The organism is Candidatus Koribacter versatilis Ellin345 (genome assembly GCF_000014005.1).
Classification (GTDB): domain Bacteria; phylum Acidobacteriota; class Terriglobia; order Terriglobales; family Acidobacteriaceae; genus Korobacter; species Korobacter versatilis_A.
Map to the genome: position 1 here is coordinate 3612748 of NC_008009.1, position 14635 is coordinate 3627382.

The following is a 14635-nucleotide window of genomic DNA, read 5'->3' on the forward strand; positions in this document are numbered from 1 at the left end:
GGTTCCATGCAGAAAACAAGGTACTTAGGATTCTATGAAATTACGAAGATGTTCGTAGAGAAGAAACGCTGACCAGTTTCGGACAGTGTTCGAAAACATCCCGCGTCAAGTACGAGCCTCACGTCCGACAAGTACGCCGATCACAGATTTTGTTGCACGATCTCTCGTACTCTGCCTACCTGGGGCATTCCCAAAGAATCATTCCGCTCTTTGACAATTAACTGCACCGAGACTTGGGATCTCCGCCGAAAGGCGTGCAAGCCGCGCTGCTCAGTGCTCGAACTTAATCGTTTATTTCCAATATTTTGCGGGAAACTATATCGCTAACTTACTGAAAACAAACCCCGACGTTAGGCCACCACGTCGGTAACCCTTTTGTTTTCAATATTTTGTCACTTAAATCTTTTGTTTTGAATATTTTGCGGAGATTTTCTCGCTAACCCGATGAAAACAGAGATCGGGGTGGGGAGGGGTACCCTACAGAATCGCTTCCGCCAACTCCACCGGCTTCATCAGGCTCACCATGTGCGCCGCGCCCTCGATCACTTGCACTTTCGCACGGTGGATTCTCTTCCCCATCTCCCGCATGGATTCCACGGTCGCACCCTTGTCGAGTTCCGCGGCAATCAACTTCGTGGCCACCTTGATTTCGTTCAGTCGCTCCCACAAATGCGGCTCGGCGATGGCACGCCACGCTCCGGCCCAGTTCTCCACCATCCCGCGCAGAATTCGCTCCCGGGCGTACCGCACCGTCCATCCGTTCACCGCCAGCCACTCTGGCGTGAACCACCGCGTCAGCGTCGCGCCCATCTGCGGTTCTACGCCGTGCTTCTCCGCGTCGTGCGCGCGCTGCTGATAAAGCTCTTTATTACCGTGAACCGCACTTGCCACCACGGTAAGGTGCTTTAGCCGCTCCGGATGTTCGAGCGCGAACTCAAGCCCCACAATGCCGCCAAGCGACAAACCAACGAGATGGAATTTTTCAAGCCGCGCGCGATCGGCGAGTTCCAGCAAATCGTCGGACCAGCGTTTCACCGTCAGTGGTTTCGGCGCCGGCGCTGCATGGCCATGTCCGCGAAGATCGTACGCAAGTACGCGATGATGTTTTGCCAACGGCTTGATCACGTCGCGCCACATCCGCCAGTCGAGCCCGATTGCATGCAGCAGCACAATCGGATCACCCTTCCCGGTCTCCGATACCACGGTTTCGTGGTCGCTGAGCTGGATCTTCTTTGGCAGTCCGGGCCGCGAAATCTTCTGTTCGCTGAAAATCGCTCGCACCTCGCGCAACGCATTCAGTCCGCGCGGAAAACCAGCATATGGCGTCAAGTGCTCGACCAGCGCAACCAATTCGTCGGGATCCACACCGCACCGCAGCGCTGCGCTCAAATGCACGCGCAATTGCGTCTCTGCGCCACCCAGTGCCGCAATGATGCCGCACGTCACCAATTCGCGCTCACGCCGACCGAGTTCCGCACGCGCAAAGATCTCGCCATAAACGCTTTCTACGAGCATGTCGGCCATCGCTGGCGACGTCTGCCGAACCGTTCGTACTACGGCTGCGCTGCGCTCGCCGTCAATCGCGTGCATCTCGTGCGCGCCCACCGTCTTTCTGCTCATACGAACGGCTCCTTATTCCTTGTACTAGTATGGGATACGTGCCCCGTGCGTGTCCTACAACATAGCAGAAACTCGCCTCTCGATTTGTTATCCTGATAAGTGCAAGTCGCAAGAAACCTTCAGAGCTTCTCACCGCTTCCTAGTGAGGGATGGCAGTTCCCCTCGAAAGCGGTACAAGCGTGAGCGCTGCCGCAACCGCGCTGGCCCGTGAACTCCGGCGTCCTCAGCTCACCGCAACCTCGGCAAACCTGGATTTCCTCCGGGCAATCGCCGTGATGTTTGTGTTTGTGGACCACCTGTTCCTGACCGTCGGGATCCAGCGCATTGCCTTCTTCAGCCCCGCCGATCTCGGACGTGTGGGCGTCTACTTCTTCTTCGTCCACACCTGCCTGGTGCTGCTCATGTCGCTAGAGCGCACACCGCTCAACGGCTTTAAGAAGGTCTTTCACTTCTATCTGCGGCGGATGTTCCGTATCTACCCGCTGGCCGTCTTCTTCGTCCTATTGGTCTATCTCTGCAACGTGCCGCAGGATGTCTGGGGTGCAGGCACCGCGCCGCACGACCTTCGCACCGTAATGGCGAACCTGCTCCTCGCACAGAACGTGATGGGCACCTCGTGCCTGTTCGGCCCACTCTGGAGCCTCCCCCTCGAAGTCCAGATGTACCTCATGCTCCCGCTGGTCTTCTATCTTGTGCGTCGCATTTCGCCGCCGACGCTGCTCGCGCTCTGGGGTACCTCGGTCCTCGCCGCGATCGCGTATCTCCCCTTCCGCAGCAGCGGCCACGTCCTCTGGCGTCTCGACGTCATCCTCTTTGTCCCCTGCTTCATGGGAGGAGCAGTGGCTTATCAAATTGCGCGGCGTTCCCGCCCTCTGCTTCCGAGCTGGCTGTGGCCGGTGACGATTATGGCGGTCCTCAACGTGTATCTCGCGTTCGAGCGCCAACGCTATGGATGGGTCGCCTGCCTGCTTCTCGGCCTCAGCGTCCCATTTTTTGCGCAGATCCAATACCAATGGATAACCCGCGCCGCCAAATGGATTGCGACTTATTCCTACGGGATTTATCTAAGCAACATCGTCATCTTGTGGTTCGCATTTCGTATCTGCGCCCGCTCGATGCCGCGCTTCGTTGTGTGGAGCATATTTGTTGCTGGAGCCATCACCATCCCCATGGCCTGCTTCCACTGGATTGAGAAGCCGCTCATGAAGATGGGTGGCACCCTGGCCGACCGCTTCTTCCGCACTGAAGCCGCATAGTTTCGACGTTTCTTAACTATCCAACCGCATTCGAAATTCTGGAGAACGTATGGCAAAGATGCGTGCTGTTCAAATTGCTGCGGCCCATGGCGCATTCGAACTTGTCGAACGTGATATCCCTCAACCCGGTGCCCGCGAAGTGCGAATCAAAGTGCAGGCTTGCGGCGTCTGCCATAGCGATTCAGTCGTAAAAGAAGGCATCATGCCGACCAGCTATCCGCGCGTTCCCGGCCACGAAGTTGTGGGCGTGATTGATGCCCTCGGCAAAGACGTGCCGCGCTGGAAGGTTGGCGACCGAGTTGGCGTTGGCTGGAATGGCGGCTACTGCGGCTATTGCGACAACTGTCGTCGTGGCGATTTCTTCGCCTGCACTTCGGGCCCGTTCATCACCGGACTGACCTCAGATGGCGGTTACGCGGACTACATGATCGCCCGCCCCGAAGCGCTTGCCCTCGTGCCCACAGATCTCTCACCGGAAGACGCTGCCCCTCTGATGTGTGCTGGCGTCACCACCTACAACTGCTTGCGCAACAGCGGCGCCATACCGGGTGATCTCGTCGCTGTCCTCGGCATCGGCGGGCTCGGCCATCTCGCGGTGCAGTACGCAGCGAAATCTGGCTATCGCACCGCGGCCATCGCGCGCGGTGCCGACAAAGCTGCGCTCGCGAAACAACTCGGTGCGCATCATTACATCGACACCGAGAAAGAAGATCCGTCTAAGGCTTTGCAAACGCTCGGCGGCGCGAAGGTGATCCTCTCCACTGTTACCGCAGCCGATGCTATGGAAGCGACTCTCGGCGGACTCGCCATTCGCGGCAAGTTCTTCCTGATTGGCGCAGTGCCCTCGATGAAGATCAATCCACTCCAGATGCTCACGTTCCGCCAGGGCGTGGAAGGTTGGTATTCGGGAACGTCGATTGATTCGCAGGACACGCTGAACTTCAGCGTGCTCGAGAACGTCCGGTCAATGAATGAGGTCTATCCGCTGGAGAAAGCCGCCGAAGGCTATGAGCGAATGCTGAGCGGCAAAGCGCGTTTCCGCGTCGTGCTAAAAACAGGAAATTAACTCTGTCTTCCTGAGCGGAGCGCGAAGCGCGGTGTCGAAGGATACCTATCGCTCGCCGCGCTCTATCCGCGAGCTTCCGCCACAACTCGCACACCGTTCCTGGGCCGCAGCGTGATCAACGACTGCGGCTCAAACGTTTGTCCCGCCACGAGTCGGAAGCGATACTTCTGCACCAGAGTCGCCAGCAACAACGCGCCTTCCATCCAGGCAAAGGCTTCGCCAATACACTGCCGCCCGCCGCCGCCGAACGGGAAATACGCAAACTTCGGACGCCCCGCTTTTGCTTCCGGACGAAACCGCTCCGGATCGAAGCGTAGCGGATCAAGCCAGAACTCTTCGCTGCGATGCATCACCCACTGGCTCATCATCACGGTCGTTCCGCCCGGCAGGAAGTAGTCGCCGAGTTGGAAGTCGTTGATTCCTTGCCGGACCATCGCCCACGCAGGCGGATACAACCGCATCGACTCCGCCAGCACCATCTCGATGTACTTCAACTGCGGTACATCCTCGACGCTCGCCATGCGGCCATTGAGGACGTCATCCACTTCTGCGAGCACCCGCCGCTCTACTTCCGGATTCTCACCCAGCAGTCGGAACGTCCACGACAGTGCGTTTGCGGTTGTCTCGTAGCCAGCCAGGAAGATCGTGACCACCTGGTCACGCAGTTGTTCTTTGCCTTCCGGCGTTTCGACGTCCGGGATCGCCTGGATCATCATCGAGAGCAGATCGCCGCAGTCGCGCTTCGGCCCGTGCAGGTGCGACTCGATCATTCGGTTCACCGTCTCATCCACCCGACGACGCGCCTTGCGAAATTTAATCACCTGCGGCCATGGCAAGTGCAACATCAGCTGTGGCGCCGGTACCGCCATCATGAAGTTGTACACATCCATGATGTTGCTGATTTCGTGTGCGACTACGCCTGCTTCGTGATCGAGGTCAGTGTCGAACAGCGTCTTCCCTACCACCTTCAGCGCGAGTTCCATGAACATCTGCGCCAGATCGAACTCGATTCCCGGGGCGATGCGATCGCGGGTTTCAATCGTGAGCCCCACCATTTGGTCCGCGTAGCTCCTGATGCGTTGCCGGTGGAATGCCGGTTGCGCCGCCTGGCGCTGGGAACGCCAATCCTGCTGTTCGGCAGTGATCATGCCGTTGCCCAGGAGGACCTTCGTTCGACGCACGGGCTCGCCCTTGACGAAGTTGTCGTTCTGAACGACGAGCACTTCGCGGATTAGTTCTGCGTCCGCGAGGAACACGACTCTTTTGTTGCCGACGCGATAGCCGCCGACCTTGCCGTAGTCGCGCTTGAGGCGCTCGAAAAACCGGAGTGGATCAATCGGGCCGAGATTCTTCAATCCCTCCCAAAGCAGGTTGTGCTCGACGCCCCGCGGGAAACGGTACTGCCGTTCCTTCTTCGCGGGCAGATGAAGTGTTTCGGTGCTCATCCCTGTGTTTACTCTACTCCGCCGTCACGACCAACGCGGAGCAGGGCTTCTTCTGCGCGTTGCGATAGGTGTGCGGCACCGAGGAATCAAAATAGATCGAATCCCCCTGGCTCAGCTCGTAAGGAATCCCGCCGATCACAAGTTCGAGTTTGCCGGCGAGTGTATGCAGAAACTCAAAACCCTGGTGCTGATGCAATCGCAGGGTCTCCGCCGGTACATGTTCGAAGTCGGCAAGAAAGGCGTTCAGCTTAGGCTCAAGGGCGGCGAAGTCGAGGCTCTCAAAGTAATAGGCGACGTCCCGGGTATTCGGCCGCTCCGGGAAGCGCAGGCGTTCGTCCTTGCGCACGACCGAAACGACATGCCGTCTACTCTCATCCGCAAAGAAATAATCGAGCCCAACGCTGAACACCAGCGCGATCCGCAGCAGTGTCGGCAAAGTGGGAAATAACTTGCCGCGTTCCAGCTTCGACAGCAATGCCGGCGACAGCCCGGTATGTTTCCCGAGTTCGACGAGTCCTAGTTTCTTTTTCAAGCGGAGAGCGCGCAGCTTCTCCCCAATGCGATACGGCTTGAGCCCGCTAACGATGGTTTCGTTCACCACTGCAATCGCCTCTTTCAATTATCTTACAGTGAAATTATATTTGCATGATATTCAATTATGATGCAAGAACAGATTGCTTTGCCGCAACGACACTGCATTGAATTTCGAAATTCCTGCCGCTGCGGAATAGAGCTCGGTGAGAAGGTGCGAGTTTTTCTAGAATAGGACTATGCGTTTGACCCGGCAGGTCGCCCCGCTCGTTGCTCTGCTCGTCCTTTTCACCAGTTGTTCTCGCAAACCCGAGCGTCGTTACGACTTGAGCGGCAAGATCATCGCCATGGACGCCAAAGCGCACGAACTCACCATCCAGCACCAGGACATTCCCGGCCTGATGAAAGGCATGACGATGCCCTTCCGCGTAAAGGACGACTGGGTCTTCCAGGCTGCGCATCCCGGCGACAGCATCACCGCGACGCTCGTGATCAGCGGTGACAGCTCACATCTGGAGAATCCGGTCATCACCCAGAGCAGCGGCCCGACCACCATCGACGGCAGCGTCCGCGTGCCGCAAATTGGCGACACCGTGCCGGATTTCGCTTTCACAAATCAGGATGGTAAGAAGATCAAGCTCGTGCAGTTTCGGGGCAAGACACTGCTGCTCACGTTCATCTACACCCGCTGCCCGCTGCCGGACTATTGCATCCGCATGAGCAATAACTTCAGCGCAGTTGCCCGCCAGATGAAGCAGCAGCCCTCGATCTACGACAAGACGCAACAGCTCAGCATCAGCTTCGATCCGGAGTACGACAAGCCCGCAGTTCTACGTGAATACGGCGGGCGCTACGCCGGGGATGTGGATCCGAAGTTCACGCACTGGCAGTTCGTAACGGCGACGCCGGAAGAAACGAAGAAAGTGGCCGACTTTTTCGGCCTGAGCTATACGCCAGACGGCGCGACCATCGTGCACTCGTTGCGAACGGCGGTCATCGGACCCGACGGCAAGATCGCGCACATCTTCAGCGGCAATGACTGGAAGCCGGAGGATGCAGTCTCAGCGATGGAAAGCACGCTGCAGTAGCTAAGCTACGCTCCGATCGTCGGTTGCAACGGTACGGTCGTCGCGCAGCTGCACGGTCTCGTTGATCGCAGTCAACTCGCGCATTCGGTTGGCTTGCACGTCCCAGTACTCCACCGCATTGATCGTGACCTTCAGCAGGATGAGTTCGGGATCATCGAGGCCCATGGGGAACCAGCGCTTGTATTCATCGCGCCACAGCCTCTCAGACGTCGGCCGGTTTCGTACCAGCTCGCACGTCCCGGCCACCGAGACGAAGCGCATGTTCGTGAGATCGGAGTAGGCAACGTTCACTTCGCGGTTGTTGCGAATCTCGTCCGCCTTTGAACTGTGCGCCGAGGTGAAGAACCAGAGGAAGCCATCATCGGAAACCGCCTGGGTGGCCATAGGCCGGCTGTGGAGCTGCCCATTCGCGTGGACGGAGACAAGCATGCACATCTGGATATCGGCAATCAGTTCGTTCAGCCTGTCAATCAGGATCATCGTCACTCTCCCAATTGGTTTGAACCTCGCCGCCAATCAGGGGTTTGCTGCGCCGCCCCTGTCGGAAAAGATTCATCCGGTGCGCAAGCTGATGTAGACTGCCTTTCCAAATGGCCGGCAGTTTTCGCCCCACGCTAAAACAGATTTTTGGCGTTAGCCTGATCGGGCTCACGGTAGCACTCGTGTTGCTCTACACGGTGTTCTCTGCTGGTTCGCAGCGCACCATTCTTGAGAGTGCGGAGCGGTTCCGGATCGCCGCCAGCCAGGAAGCCGCCACCCGTGTGGATAACTCGCTGAACATCGCTCCCCGCGCTGCACAAGAGTTTGAGCGGCAGATCCATTACGGCATCACCAATGAACGTAATATTGCGTCGGTCGAAGCCGGTCTGCTGCAACTCTTCATCGCCAACGAAAGCGTTTCGGAAGCTAGTTTCACGCACGCGCATTCGTCGGGCTTCGATAGCGACGACAACCTGAAAGTCGTTCCGAAAAGCGCGATCGAAGTTTCCGTGTATCGCACGAGAGACTCTGACGTAATCACGTCGAGTCGCACCTGGTGGGAGAAAGACAAATATGTCGCCGAATCGCATCAGCTGCCGCTCAGCGCGGGAACACCTGCTGCGACGCCGGTTCCCGACCCCACGTTGCACCTGACCTTCCAAGTGCCTGCCAGCCGAAACCGCCAAGGCCAGCTGCTCTGGACCGACTTGCACTGGTCGCAACTCGATGCCAATCTTCCGGAAAACAAGCGGCGCGTCGAAGTCAGCGTGCAGAAAGCGATTCTCGCTTCGGACGGCGAATTCGTCGGTGTGCTGCGTCTTGGCCTCGCGAAAGACCAGATTGACCGAGCGATTCACCTGCGTCTCAGCGGCGCAGGACAGGACGACCAGCACCTCGTCTTTCTCTGTGACAATACCGGGCGGCTGATCGCCGGGCCGGGAATGAACCGCGTTGTCGAGTCCGGCGACGATCTCCGCATCGCCACCGATAACCAGCCTCCTGCGATTGTCGAAGCACTCAAACAACCGGCGCTCGGCAATATCGACAGCGATCACTCGATTGCCACGAATTCATTCCTCATCGGAAGTGAGCGTTACCTCGTCACCTACCGCGCGCTCGCCGGGACGCAGGGTTGGATCGTCGGCGTGGTGGTTCCGCGAGCCTACTATTTGCGCGGGCTGGAACGTACGCGGCAAATCGTGCTCGGCGCGACGATTGGACTGATCGTCTTTACTCTTCTCATCGGCGCTTACATTCTTCGCCGCATTAACCGAGCTCATTCTCTGCTCGTGCGGGAAACCCTCCGCATGAACCGCTTCGAATTTTCGCCGACGCCTGACCGCTCTCGCATTCGCGACGTCAACGACGTCCTCGAAGGGTTGGAGCGTGCGAAGACTGCCGTGCGCGCTATGGGCAAATATGTTCCGCTTGATCTGGTTCGCGGGCTGTATCAGAAGGGCAAGGAGCCTGAACTCGGCGGCGAATCCGTCGAGCTCTCGATTCTCTTCACGGACATCAAGGACTTTACTACCGTCGCGGAGAAGATGGAGCCGCATCGTCTTGCCGATGTCCTTGGTCTGTATTTGCAAACCATGACGCAGACCATCCAGAAAGAAAAGGGCACAATCGACAAGTTCATCGGCGATGCCGTGATGGCCTTCTGGAACGCACCGGAGCCGGTTGGCTATCACGCTCTTCTTGCTTGTCACGCAGCGTTGAACTGCATGAGTGCTCTCAATCATTTGTTCGCGTCGCCCTCCTGGAAGGGCATTCCGCGATTCGAGACGCGGTTCGGATTGCATCGCGATACGGTTTCTGTGGGACATTTCGGCGCGCCCGACCGGTTCAACTACACCGCCATCGGCGATGGCGTGAATCTCGCTTCGCGACTTGAAGCTCTTAACAAACAGTATGGGACTTCGATCATCGTTAGCGATGCGATGTATGTTGCAGCGAGCGACCACTTCGAATTCCGACGCTTGGACCGTGTTGCTGTGAAGGGCAAGAGTCGCGGCGTCGATGTCTATGAACTGGTTTGTGAGAAGGCAGAAGACGCGCAGCGCCCCGCTCATATTGTCCAATATGAAGAAGCGCTCACCGCTTACATGGATGCGGATTTCGAAGGTGCTCTGAGCGTATTCGCTGCCTTGCCCGCGGATCCGCCGAGCGTTGTCATGGCCAAGCGCTGCCGCGAGTTCCTGGCCCATCCTCCCGAGCTCTGGGACGGTACCTATGCCCTGCACACTAAATAGTTCGCAGCTTTCGGAGGCGCCAATGAATCAATATCTCTTCGCGACGATTCGGGAGGGGATTCGTGGGTGAGCTCGGCCATTTTTTAGAAGTCTACGGATACCTGGTCATATTTATATGGGTATTCGCCGAGCAGGTCGGACTCCCCATTCCCGCTCTTCCATTGCTGCTGTCCGCAGGCGCCCTGGCATGGCATGGCAGACTCAGTTTTCCGGTCGCGCTCATTACAGCTCTGATGGCCTGTCTCGCCGCTGACACGTTCTGGTACGAACTCGGCAAGCGCCGAGGATCCGCCGTTCTGAATGTGCTCTGCAAAATGTCTCTCGAGCCCGACTCGTGCGTGGAGCGCACCCGAGGCGTCTTCGACCGCCGTGGTCCACGCTCCCTCCTCTACTCGAAGTTTGTGCCGGGACTCAATACGGTAGCCGCGCCGATTGCCGGCATGTCGCGCATCTCCTACGAAAAATTCTTGCTGTTCGACATTCCGGGTTCGCTCTTGTGGTCTGGAACATTGCTTCTTCTCGGCTATTTATTCAGCGAGCGCGTCGATGCGATTCTTCAGCATTCGCAAATGGTCGGGCGTTTCCTGTTCATGGCTGCGGTGCTGGTTGTTATCGGCTGGATCCTTTGGAAATACGAGCAACGGCGACGTTTTCTTAAGTCCGTGAGCATCGGCCGCATTACGCCCGAGGAACTGCACTCGAAGCTGATCGCCGGCGAAACGCCCACGATCATCGACCTGCGCCATCCGCTCGACGTTCTCACGGATCCACGGGTGATTCCCGGCGCATTGCAAATCCGCATGGACGATCTCGCGAAACGAGCCAAGGAAATCCCGCGCGATCGCGAAATCATTTTGTACTGTACTTGACCAAACGAAGCTAGCAGCGCCCGTGCGGCGCTGGAACTGAGGAAGGTCGGGATACGGCAGGTGCGTCCACTGGCTGGTGGGCTGAATGAATGGAAGCGTCTGAACCTTCCGCTTACCGAAGAACAACTGATCCAGTTGGGAACGGCCGTGACCGGCGACGCCTAAACGACCTTCTATCCGACGACGGAGCTGGACTCTGACGCAGATGCCGGCGGCGCTGCTGTGAGAATGGCCTCTGGTTTGGGTTTGGGAACCCACGGCTGCTCGAATGGCCCGATGTGCCAGATATCTCGCGCGTATTCGAGGATCGTGCGATCGCTCGAGAATTTCCCGATTCGCGCGACATTGATCGCAGCTTTGCGCGACCATAGCTCCTGGTCGAGGTAGTCCTCGTCCACCGACTCATTGATCTCGACGTACGAGGGCAAGTCCGCAAGATGGAAATAACGATCGCCGCGATAAAGAATTTCGTCCACAATCCAGCGGAATAACCCAGGCTCCTGCGGTGAGAAGCGATCGCTGCCCAGGGAATCCATTACGGCCTTGGTGCGCTCGTTCTTGGCGTAGTATTCCTGCGCGTTGTAGAGGCCCTTGCGCTTCATCTCCTCGATCTGCTCTACCCGCAATCCGAAGAGATAAAAATTCTCTTCCCCGACTTCCTCAAGGATCTCGATGTTGGCGCCATCGTAGGTTCCGACGGTCAGCGCTCCGTTCATCGAGAGCTTCATGTTGCCGGTACCGGAGGCTTCCATGCCTGCGGTCGAAATCTGCTCGCTGACGTCGGCGGCCGGAATGATGATCTCAGCCAGCGAGACTCGATAGTCCGGCAAGAACGCAACCTTGATCCGGTCTTTCATCCGCGGATCGCTGTTCACCACTGACGCTACGTTGTGGATGAGCTTGATGATCTGTTTCGCTGCCCAGTATCCCGGTGCCGCTTTACCTGCAAACACAAACGTTCGCGGGACCTTGATCTCCACACCATGGTCCACGCATTGCAGATACTGATCGATAATGCGCATCACGTTCAGCAGTTGCCGCTTGTACTCGTGAATGCGTTTGATCTGCACATCGAATAGCGACGACGTATAGACCTGCACGCCAGTCTGGTCGAAGATGACCTTCGCCAGCCGGTTTTTGTTGTGCTGTTTTACTTCACGGAATTTCGCGCGGAACGCCGCGTCATCGGCAAACTTCTGGAGCCCCCGCAGCAGCGAGAGATCAGTGACCCATCGCTCACCTATGGTTTCTGTGAGAAGCGCAGCGAGCCCGGGATTCGATTTGTGCAGCCACGGCCGTGGGGCCACGCCGTTTGTCTTATTGCTGAAACGCTCCGGCCACAACTTCGCAAAATCCGGCACCAGCGTGGATTTGACGAGCTCGCTATGCAATGCAGCCACGCCATTCACGGCATGGCTTCCGATGATCGCCAGGTGCGCCATGCGCACTTGCTTGTCCGCGGCTTCCTCGATGATGGAGGTCCGCCGCATCAAGTCGGGATCGGTGAAGGAATATTCCGAAATGCTACGCAGGAACTGGTGATTGATTCCGTAGATAAGCTGCATGTGCCGCGGCAGCACGCGCTCCATCAGCGATACCGACCAGCGTTCCAATGCTTCCGGCAGCAACGTGTGGTTGGTGTACGCGCAGGTGGCTTGGGTCAGTTCCCACGCCTGTTCCCACTCCAGCCCCTTCTCGTCAATGAACACGCGCATCAACTCCGCGACCGCAAGGCTCGGATGCGTATCGTTCATCTGGATCGCGACCTTCGACGGGAACTGCTCGTAGCCTTTGTGATCGAGATCGTAGCGGCGCACCAGGTCGCCGATGGCACATGCGACCAGGAAGTACTCCTGCACCAATCGCAGTTCCTTGCCCGACATCACCGAGTCCGACGGATACAGCACGCGCGAAATGTTCTCGTTGCCGATCTTCTGCTCGACGGCGCGTATGTAATCGCCGCGGTTAAAGATCTCAATGTCGAAATCTTCCGAAGCGCGCGCTGCGAACAGTCGCAGGAAATTGACGGTCTCGCCGCCCCATCCGACCACCGGCATATCGCTTGGAATGCCGAGCACGAATTTCTGGCTCGTCCAGATCTGCCGCAGATTGCCGTGGTTGTCACGTGAGGTCTCTACGCGGCCATAAAGGGGAATGCTCAGCGCGCGATCCGGGCGTCCAATCTCGAACGGTGTGCCGTTGGCCTTCCAGCGGTCCGGCTTCTCGCGCTGGAAGCCACCGTTGATCTCCTGCCGGAACAATCCGTACTCGTAGTCAATGCCATACCCATACCCCGGCATTCCCAAGGTCGCCAGAGACTCCAGGAAGCACGCCGCAAGACGACCCAAGCCACCGTTCCCGAGACCAGCATCGAGTTCGCACGCCAGGACGTCGTCCAACGACATCCCTATGCTCGCGAGCACCTCGCGCATCAGTTCCGTAATGCCAAGGTTGTGCAGGTTATCGTTCAGGGACCTTCCCATCAGAAACTCCATGGAAAGGTAGTACAGGCGCTTCGAGTCTTTACTGCGGACGCGCTCTTCGGTCTCGATCATGCGGTCCACAATGCGATCGCGGACGGCAAGCGACACGGGCGTCAGCAGCTCAACCGGCCCCAGAAGGCGCGGATTGCGCAGAACCAATGTGTACCGGATATGACGGTAAATCGCTTCGCGAAGCAGCTCGGCAGGCCGAACGTTCGGCAGTAAGTTCGAAGAGGAAGCCATGGACTCCAGGCCTGTAACGGCCGAGCTTTGAGAGGTCCTTCTTAGAGGTCCTTCCCGTTTCGCGCGGGGCTCACCTGTTTCGTTCGACCAACGATACAGATACGCCACTTTTACCCCGAGCGGTGCGTTCATTGTACCCGAATCCCCCATCGGCACGATGAGAGAAGAAGGTTACTGAGTGGCTAATTAAATCGAACTAAGAAGCCCGCGCACGCTTCAGATCGTCAGCCGCCGGACGGAAATCGGGAAGCAAACTGACCGAGGTCTGCAACTCGGCCAATGCCACTTCCTTCTTCCCCTCCCTCAGCATCAGCAACCCAAGCTGCCAGTGAGCATGACCCTGATGTGGCTGCCCGCCCTCAGCCTCCTGCGCCAGATATTTCTTTAGATAGCGTTCCGCGCGGGCGTTGTCTTTGCCGGTGGCGACCAACGCTTTCCCGGCTTCGAAGTACGGCACAAGGTCATCGCCATCCGCGCGTTCCGCCAGCGACAACATCGCATCAAGATCGGCCCATCGGTTCTGTTCTGCATAGATCGCAGCCAGAACCGCATACGAACCGGAACGTCCGGCATCCAGCGCCAGCGCAGCCCGCGCATACTTCGCCGCCCGCCCGAGATCGTGACGATCGCTGCCGATGTAGAGGTGGGCGAGGCGATCTTGCACTTCGTAATTTTTCGGATCGACTTGCGCCGCCTTCAGCAGCCACTGTTCTTCGCCGGCGACATCTTTCTTCTCTTCCGCTCCCGTGGCGCGCGCGAGATAAGAGCGGCCCGGATTGAGCTGCATGATCGTCTCGACCATGTGCTCGGCCTTATCGTGACCGCCGCCGGCCACCGCCGGCGCAGCGTTGTAGTAGGACGCCAGGAACTCCGCCGCATCAATGCTGCGTGGATCGAGTTGAAGCGCGAGTTCGCCTTCCTTTTTCCCACGGCGCGCAATTGCCAAACCGGTCACCAGGTTCAGCTTGATCGCCTTTAATCCCAGCGATTCGCCCAGCACGCGATGCGCTTCCGACATATTCGGGGCGATTTCAATGGCTCGTTCGGAATAAGACTGCGCCTGGTCGAGGCGGTCCTGGGCAAGGCTCACACGCGCCAGGATGTAGAGCGCGTCGGCGTCATTTGCATTCTTCTGCAAACGTTGTTGCGCAATGGCGCGGGCACGCTTGTAGTGCCCCGCGTTCATCAGGTCTTCAGCGGTTTTATCCAGCGCAAAAGCGGAGCTGGCAAAGTTTAAGAACAGCAAGGCCCCGAGGGCCGCAAAACGACACTTCATTCTTTAAAAAGGTTCCTGCGAGTTTT

At 58.0% G+C, this 14635-nt stretch carries 11 protein-coding genes; 5 read left to right on the plus strand and 6 right to left on the minus strand.

The features are described 5' to 3' along the window. Positions 1-477: 477 nt before the first annotated feature. On the minus strand, positions 478-1620 hold the full coding sequence (locus ACID345_RS15690; RefSeq protein ID WP_011523844.1) for an alpha/beta fold hydrolase: 1143 nt from the start codon (positions 1618-1620) through the stop codon (positions 478-480). A gap of 149 nt (positions 1621-1769) precedes the next feature. Between ACID345_RS15690 and ACID345_RS15695 the strand changes: the two genes are divergently transcribed. Both ACID345_RS15695 and ACID345_RS15700 read left to right on the plus strand, forming a co-directional pair. After that, positions 1770-2876 (plus strand): acyltransferase family protein, encoded by a 1107-nt coding sequence (locus ACID345_RS15695; RefSeq protein ID WP_011523845.1) that lies wholly within the window; start codon positions 1770-1772, stop codon positions 2874-2876. Positions 2877-2925: 49 nt separating this feature from the next. Beyond that, positions 2926-3942, plus strand: coding sequence for an alcohol dehydrogenase (locus tag ACID345_RS15700; protein ID WP_011523846.1), 1017 nt, complete (start codon positions 2926-2928; stop codon positions 3940-3942). Positions 3943-4004: 62 nt separating this feature from the next. Here the strand turns inward: ACID345_RS15700 and ACID345_RS15705 are convergent, their stop codons facing one another. Both ACID345_RS15705 and ACID345_RS15710 read right to left on the minus strand, forming a co-directional pair. After that, positions 4005-5387, minus strand: a complete 1383-nt coding sequence (locus ACID345_RS15705; protein ID WP_011523847.1) for a cytochrome P450 — start codon at positions 5385-5387, stop codon at positions 4005-4007. Between the two features lie 13 nt (positions 5388-5400). Further along, positions 5401-6006: a helix-turn-helix domain-containing protein gene (locus tag ACID345_RS15710; RefSeq protein WP_011523848.1), complete on the minus strand. Its 606-nt coding sequence runs from the start codon at positions 6004-6006 to the stop codon at positions 5401-5403. A gap of 151 nt (positions 6007-6157) precedes the next feature. Between ACID345_RS15710 and ACID345_RS15715 the strand changes: the two genes are divergently transcribed. Next, positions 6158-7006 carry an SCO family protein gene (locus ACID345_RS15715; protein ID WP_011523849.1) on the plus strand — a complete coding sequence of 283 codons (849 nt, stop codon included), beginning with the start codon at positions 6158-6160 and terminating at the stop codon, positions 7004-7006. On the opposite strand, the gene ACID345_RS15720 is transcribed toward ACID345_RS15715, so the two are convergent. Beyond that, complete coding sequence (locus ACID345_RS15720; RefSeq protein WP_011523850.1) at positions 7007-7486, minus strand: pyridoxamine 5'-phosphate oxidase family protein; 480 nt, start codon at positions 7484-7486, stop codon at positions 7007-7009. A 110-nt stretch (positions 7487-7596) separates the two neighbouring features. On the opposite strand from ACID345_RS15720, the gene ACID345_RS15725 reads away from it, so the two are divergent. Continuing rightward, the gene (locus ACID345_RS15725) at positions 7597-9738 is read left to right on the plus strand and encodes an adenylate/guanylate cyclase domain-containing protein (protein WP_011523851.1); all 2142 of its coding nucleotides are present in this window, start codon (positions 7597-7599) and stop codon (positions 9736-9738) included. A 62-nt stretch (positions 9739-9800) separates the two neighbouring features. Beyond that, the gene (locus ACID345_RS15730) at positions 9801-10607 is read left to right on the plus strand and encodes a VTT domain-containing protein (protein WP_011523852.1); all 807 of its coding nucleotides are present in this window, start codon (positions 9801-9803) and stop codon (positions 10605-10607) included. 173 nt (positions 10608-10780) lie between these two features. Here ACID345_RS15730 and ACID345_RS15735 read toward each other — a convergent pair whose 3' ends face one another. Both ACID345_RS15735 and ACID345_RS15740 read right to left on the minus strand, forming a co-directional pair. Further along, positions 10781-13333, minus strand: a complete 2553-nt coding sequence (locus ACID345_RS15735; protein ID WP_148210133.1) for a glycogen/starch/alpha-glucan phosphorylase — start codon at positions 13331-13333, stop codon at positions 10781-10783. A gap of 196 nt (positions 13334-13529) precedes the next feature. Then, on the minus strand, positions 13530-14609 hold the full coding sequence (locus tag ACID345_RS15740; protein ID WP_011523854.1) for a tetratricopeptide repeat protein: 1080 nt from the start codon (positions 14607-14609) through the stop codon (positions 13530-13532). Positions 14610-14635 lie beyond the last annotated feature (26 nt).

Bases quoted from the DNA above. Each gene is read 5' to 3' on its own strand.
- ACID345_RS15735 (WP_148210133.1), bottom strand. From the start codon at position 13,333: ATGGCTTCCTCTTCGAACTTACTGCCGAACGTTCGGCCTGCCGAGCTG.
- ACID345_RS15715 (WP_011523849.1), top strand. From the start codon at position 6,158: ATGCGTTTGACCCGGCAGGTCGCCCCGCTCGTTGCTCTGCTCGTCCTT.
- ACID345_RS15690 (WP_011523844.1), bottom strand. From the start codon at position 1,620: ATGAGCAGAAAGACGGTGGGCGCGCACGAGATGCACGCGATTGACGGC.
- ACID345_RS15695 (WP_011523845.1), top strand. From the start codon at position 1,770: ATGGCAGTTCCCCTCGAAAGCGGTACAAGCGTGAGCGCTGCCGCAACC.
- ACID345_RS15700 (WP_011523846.1), top strand. From the start codon at position 2,926: ATGGCAAAGATGCGTGCTGTTCAAATTGCTGCGGCCCATGGCGCATTC.
- ACID345_RS15705 (WP_011523847.1), bottom strand. From the start codon at position 5,387: ATGAGCACCGAAACACTTCATCTGCCCGCGAAGAAGGAACGGCAGTAC.
- ACID345_RS15740 (WP_011523854.1), bottom strand. From the start codon at position 14,609: ATGAAGTGTCGTTTTGCGGCCCTCGGGGCCTTGCTGTTCTTAAACTTT.
- ACID345_RS15725 (WP_011523851.1), top strand. From the start codon at position 7,597: ATGGCCGGCAGTTTTCGCCCCACGCTAAAACAGATTTTTGGCGTTAGC.
- ACID345_RS15720 (WP_011523850.1), bottom strand. From the start codon at position 7,486: ATGATCCTGATTGACAGGCTGAACGAACTGATTGCCGATATCCAGATG.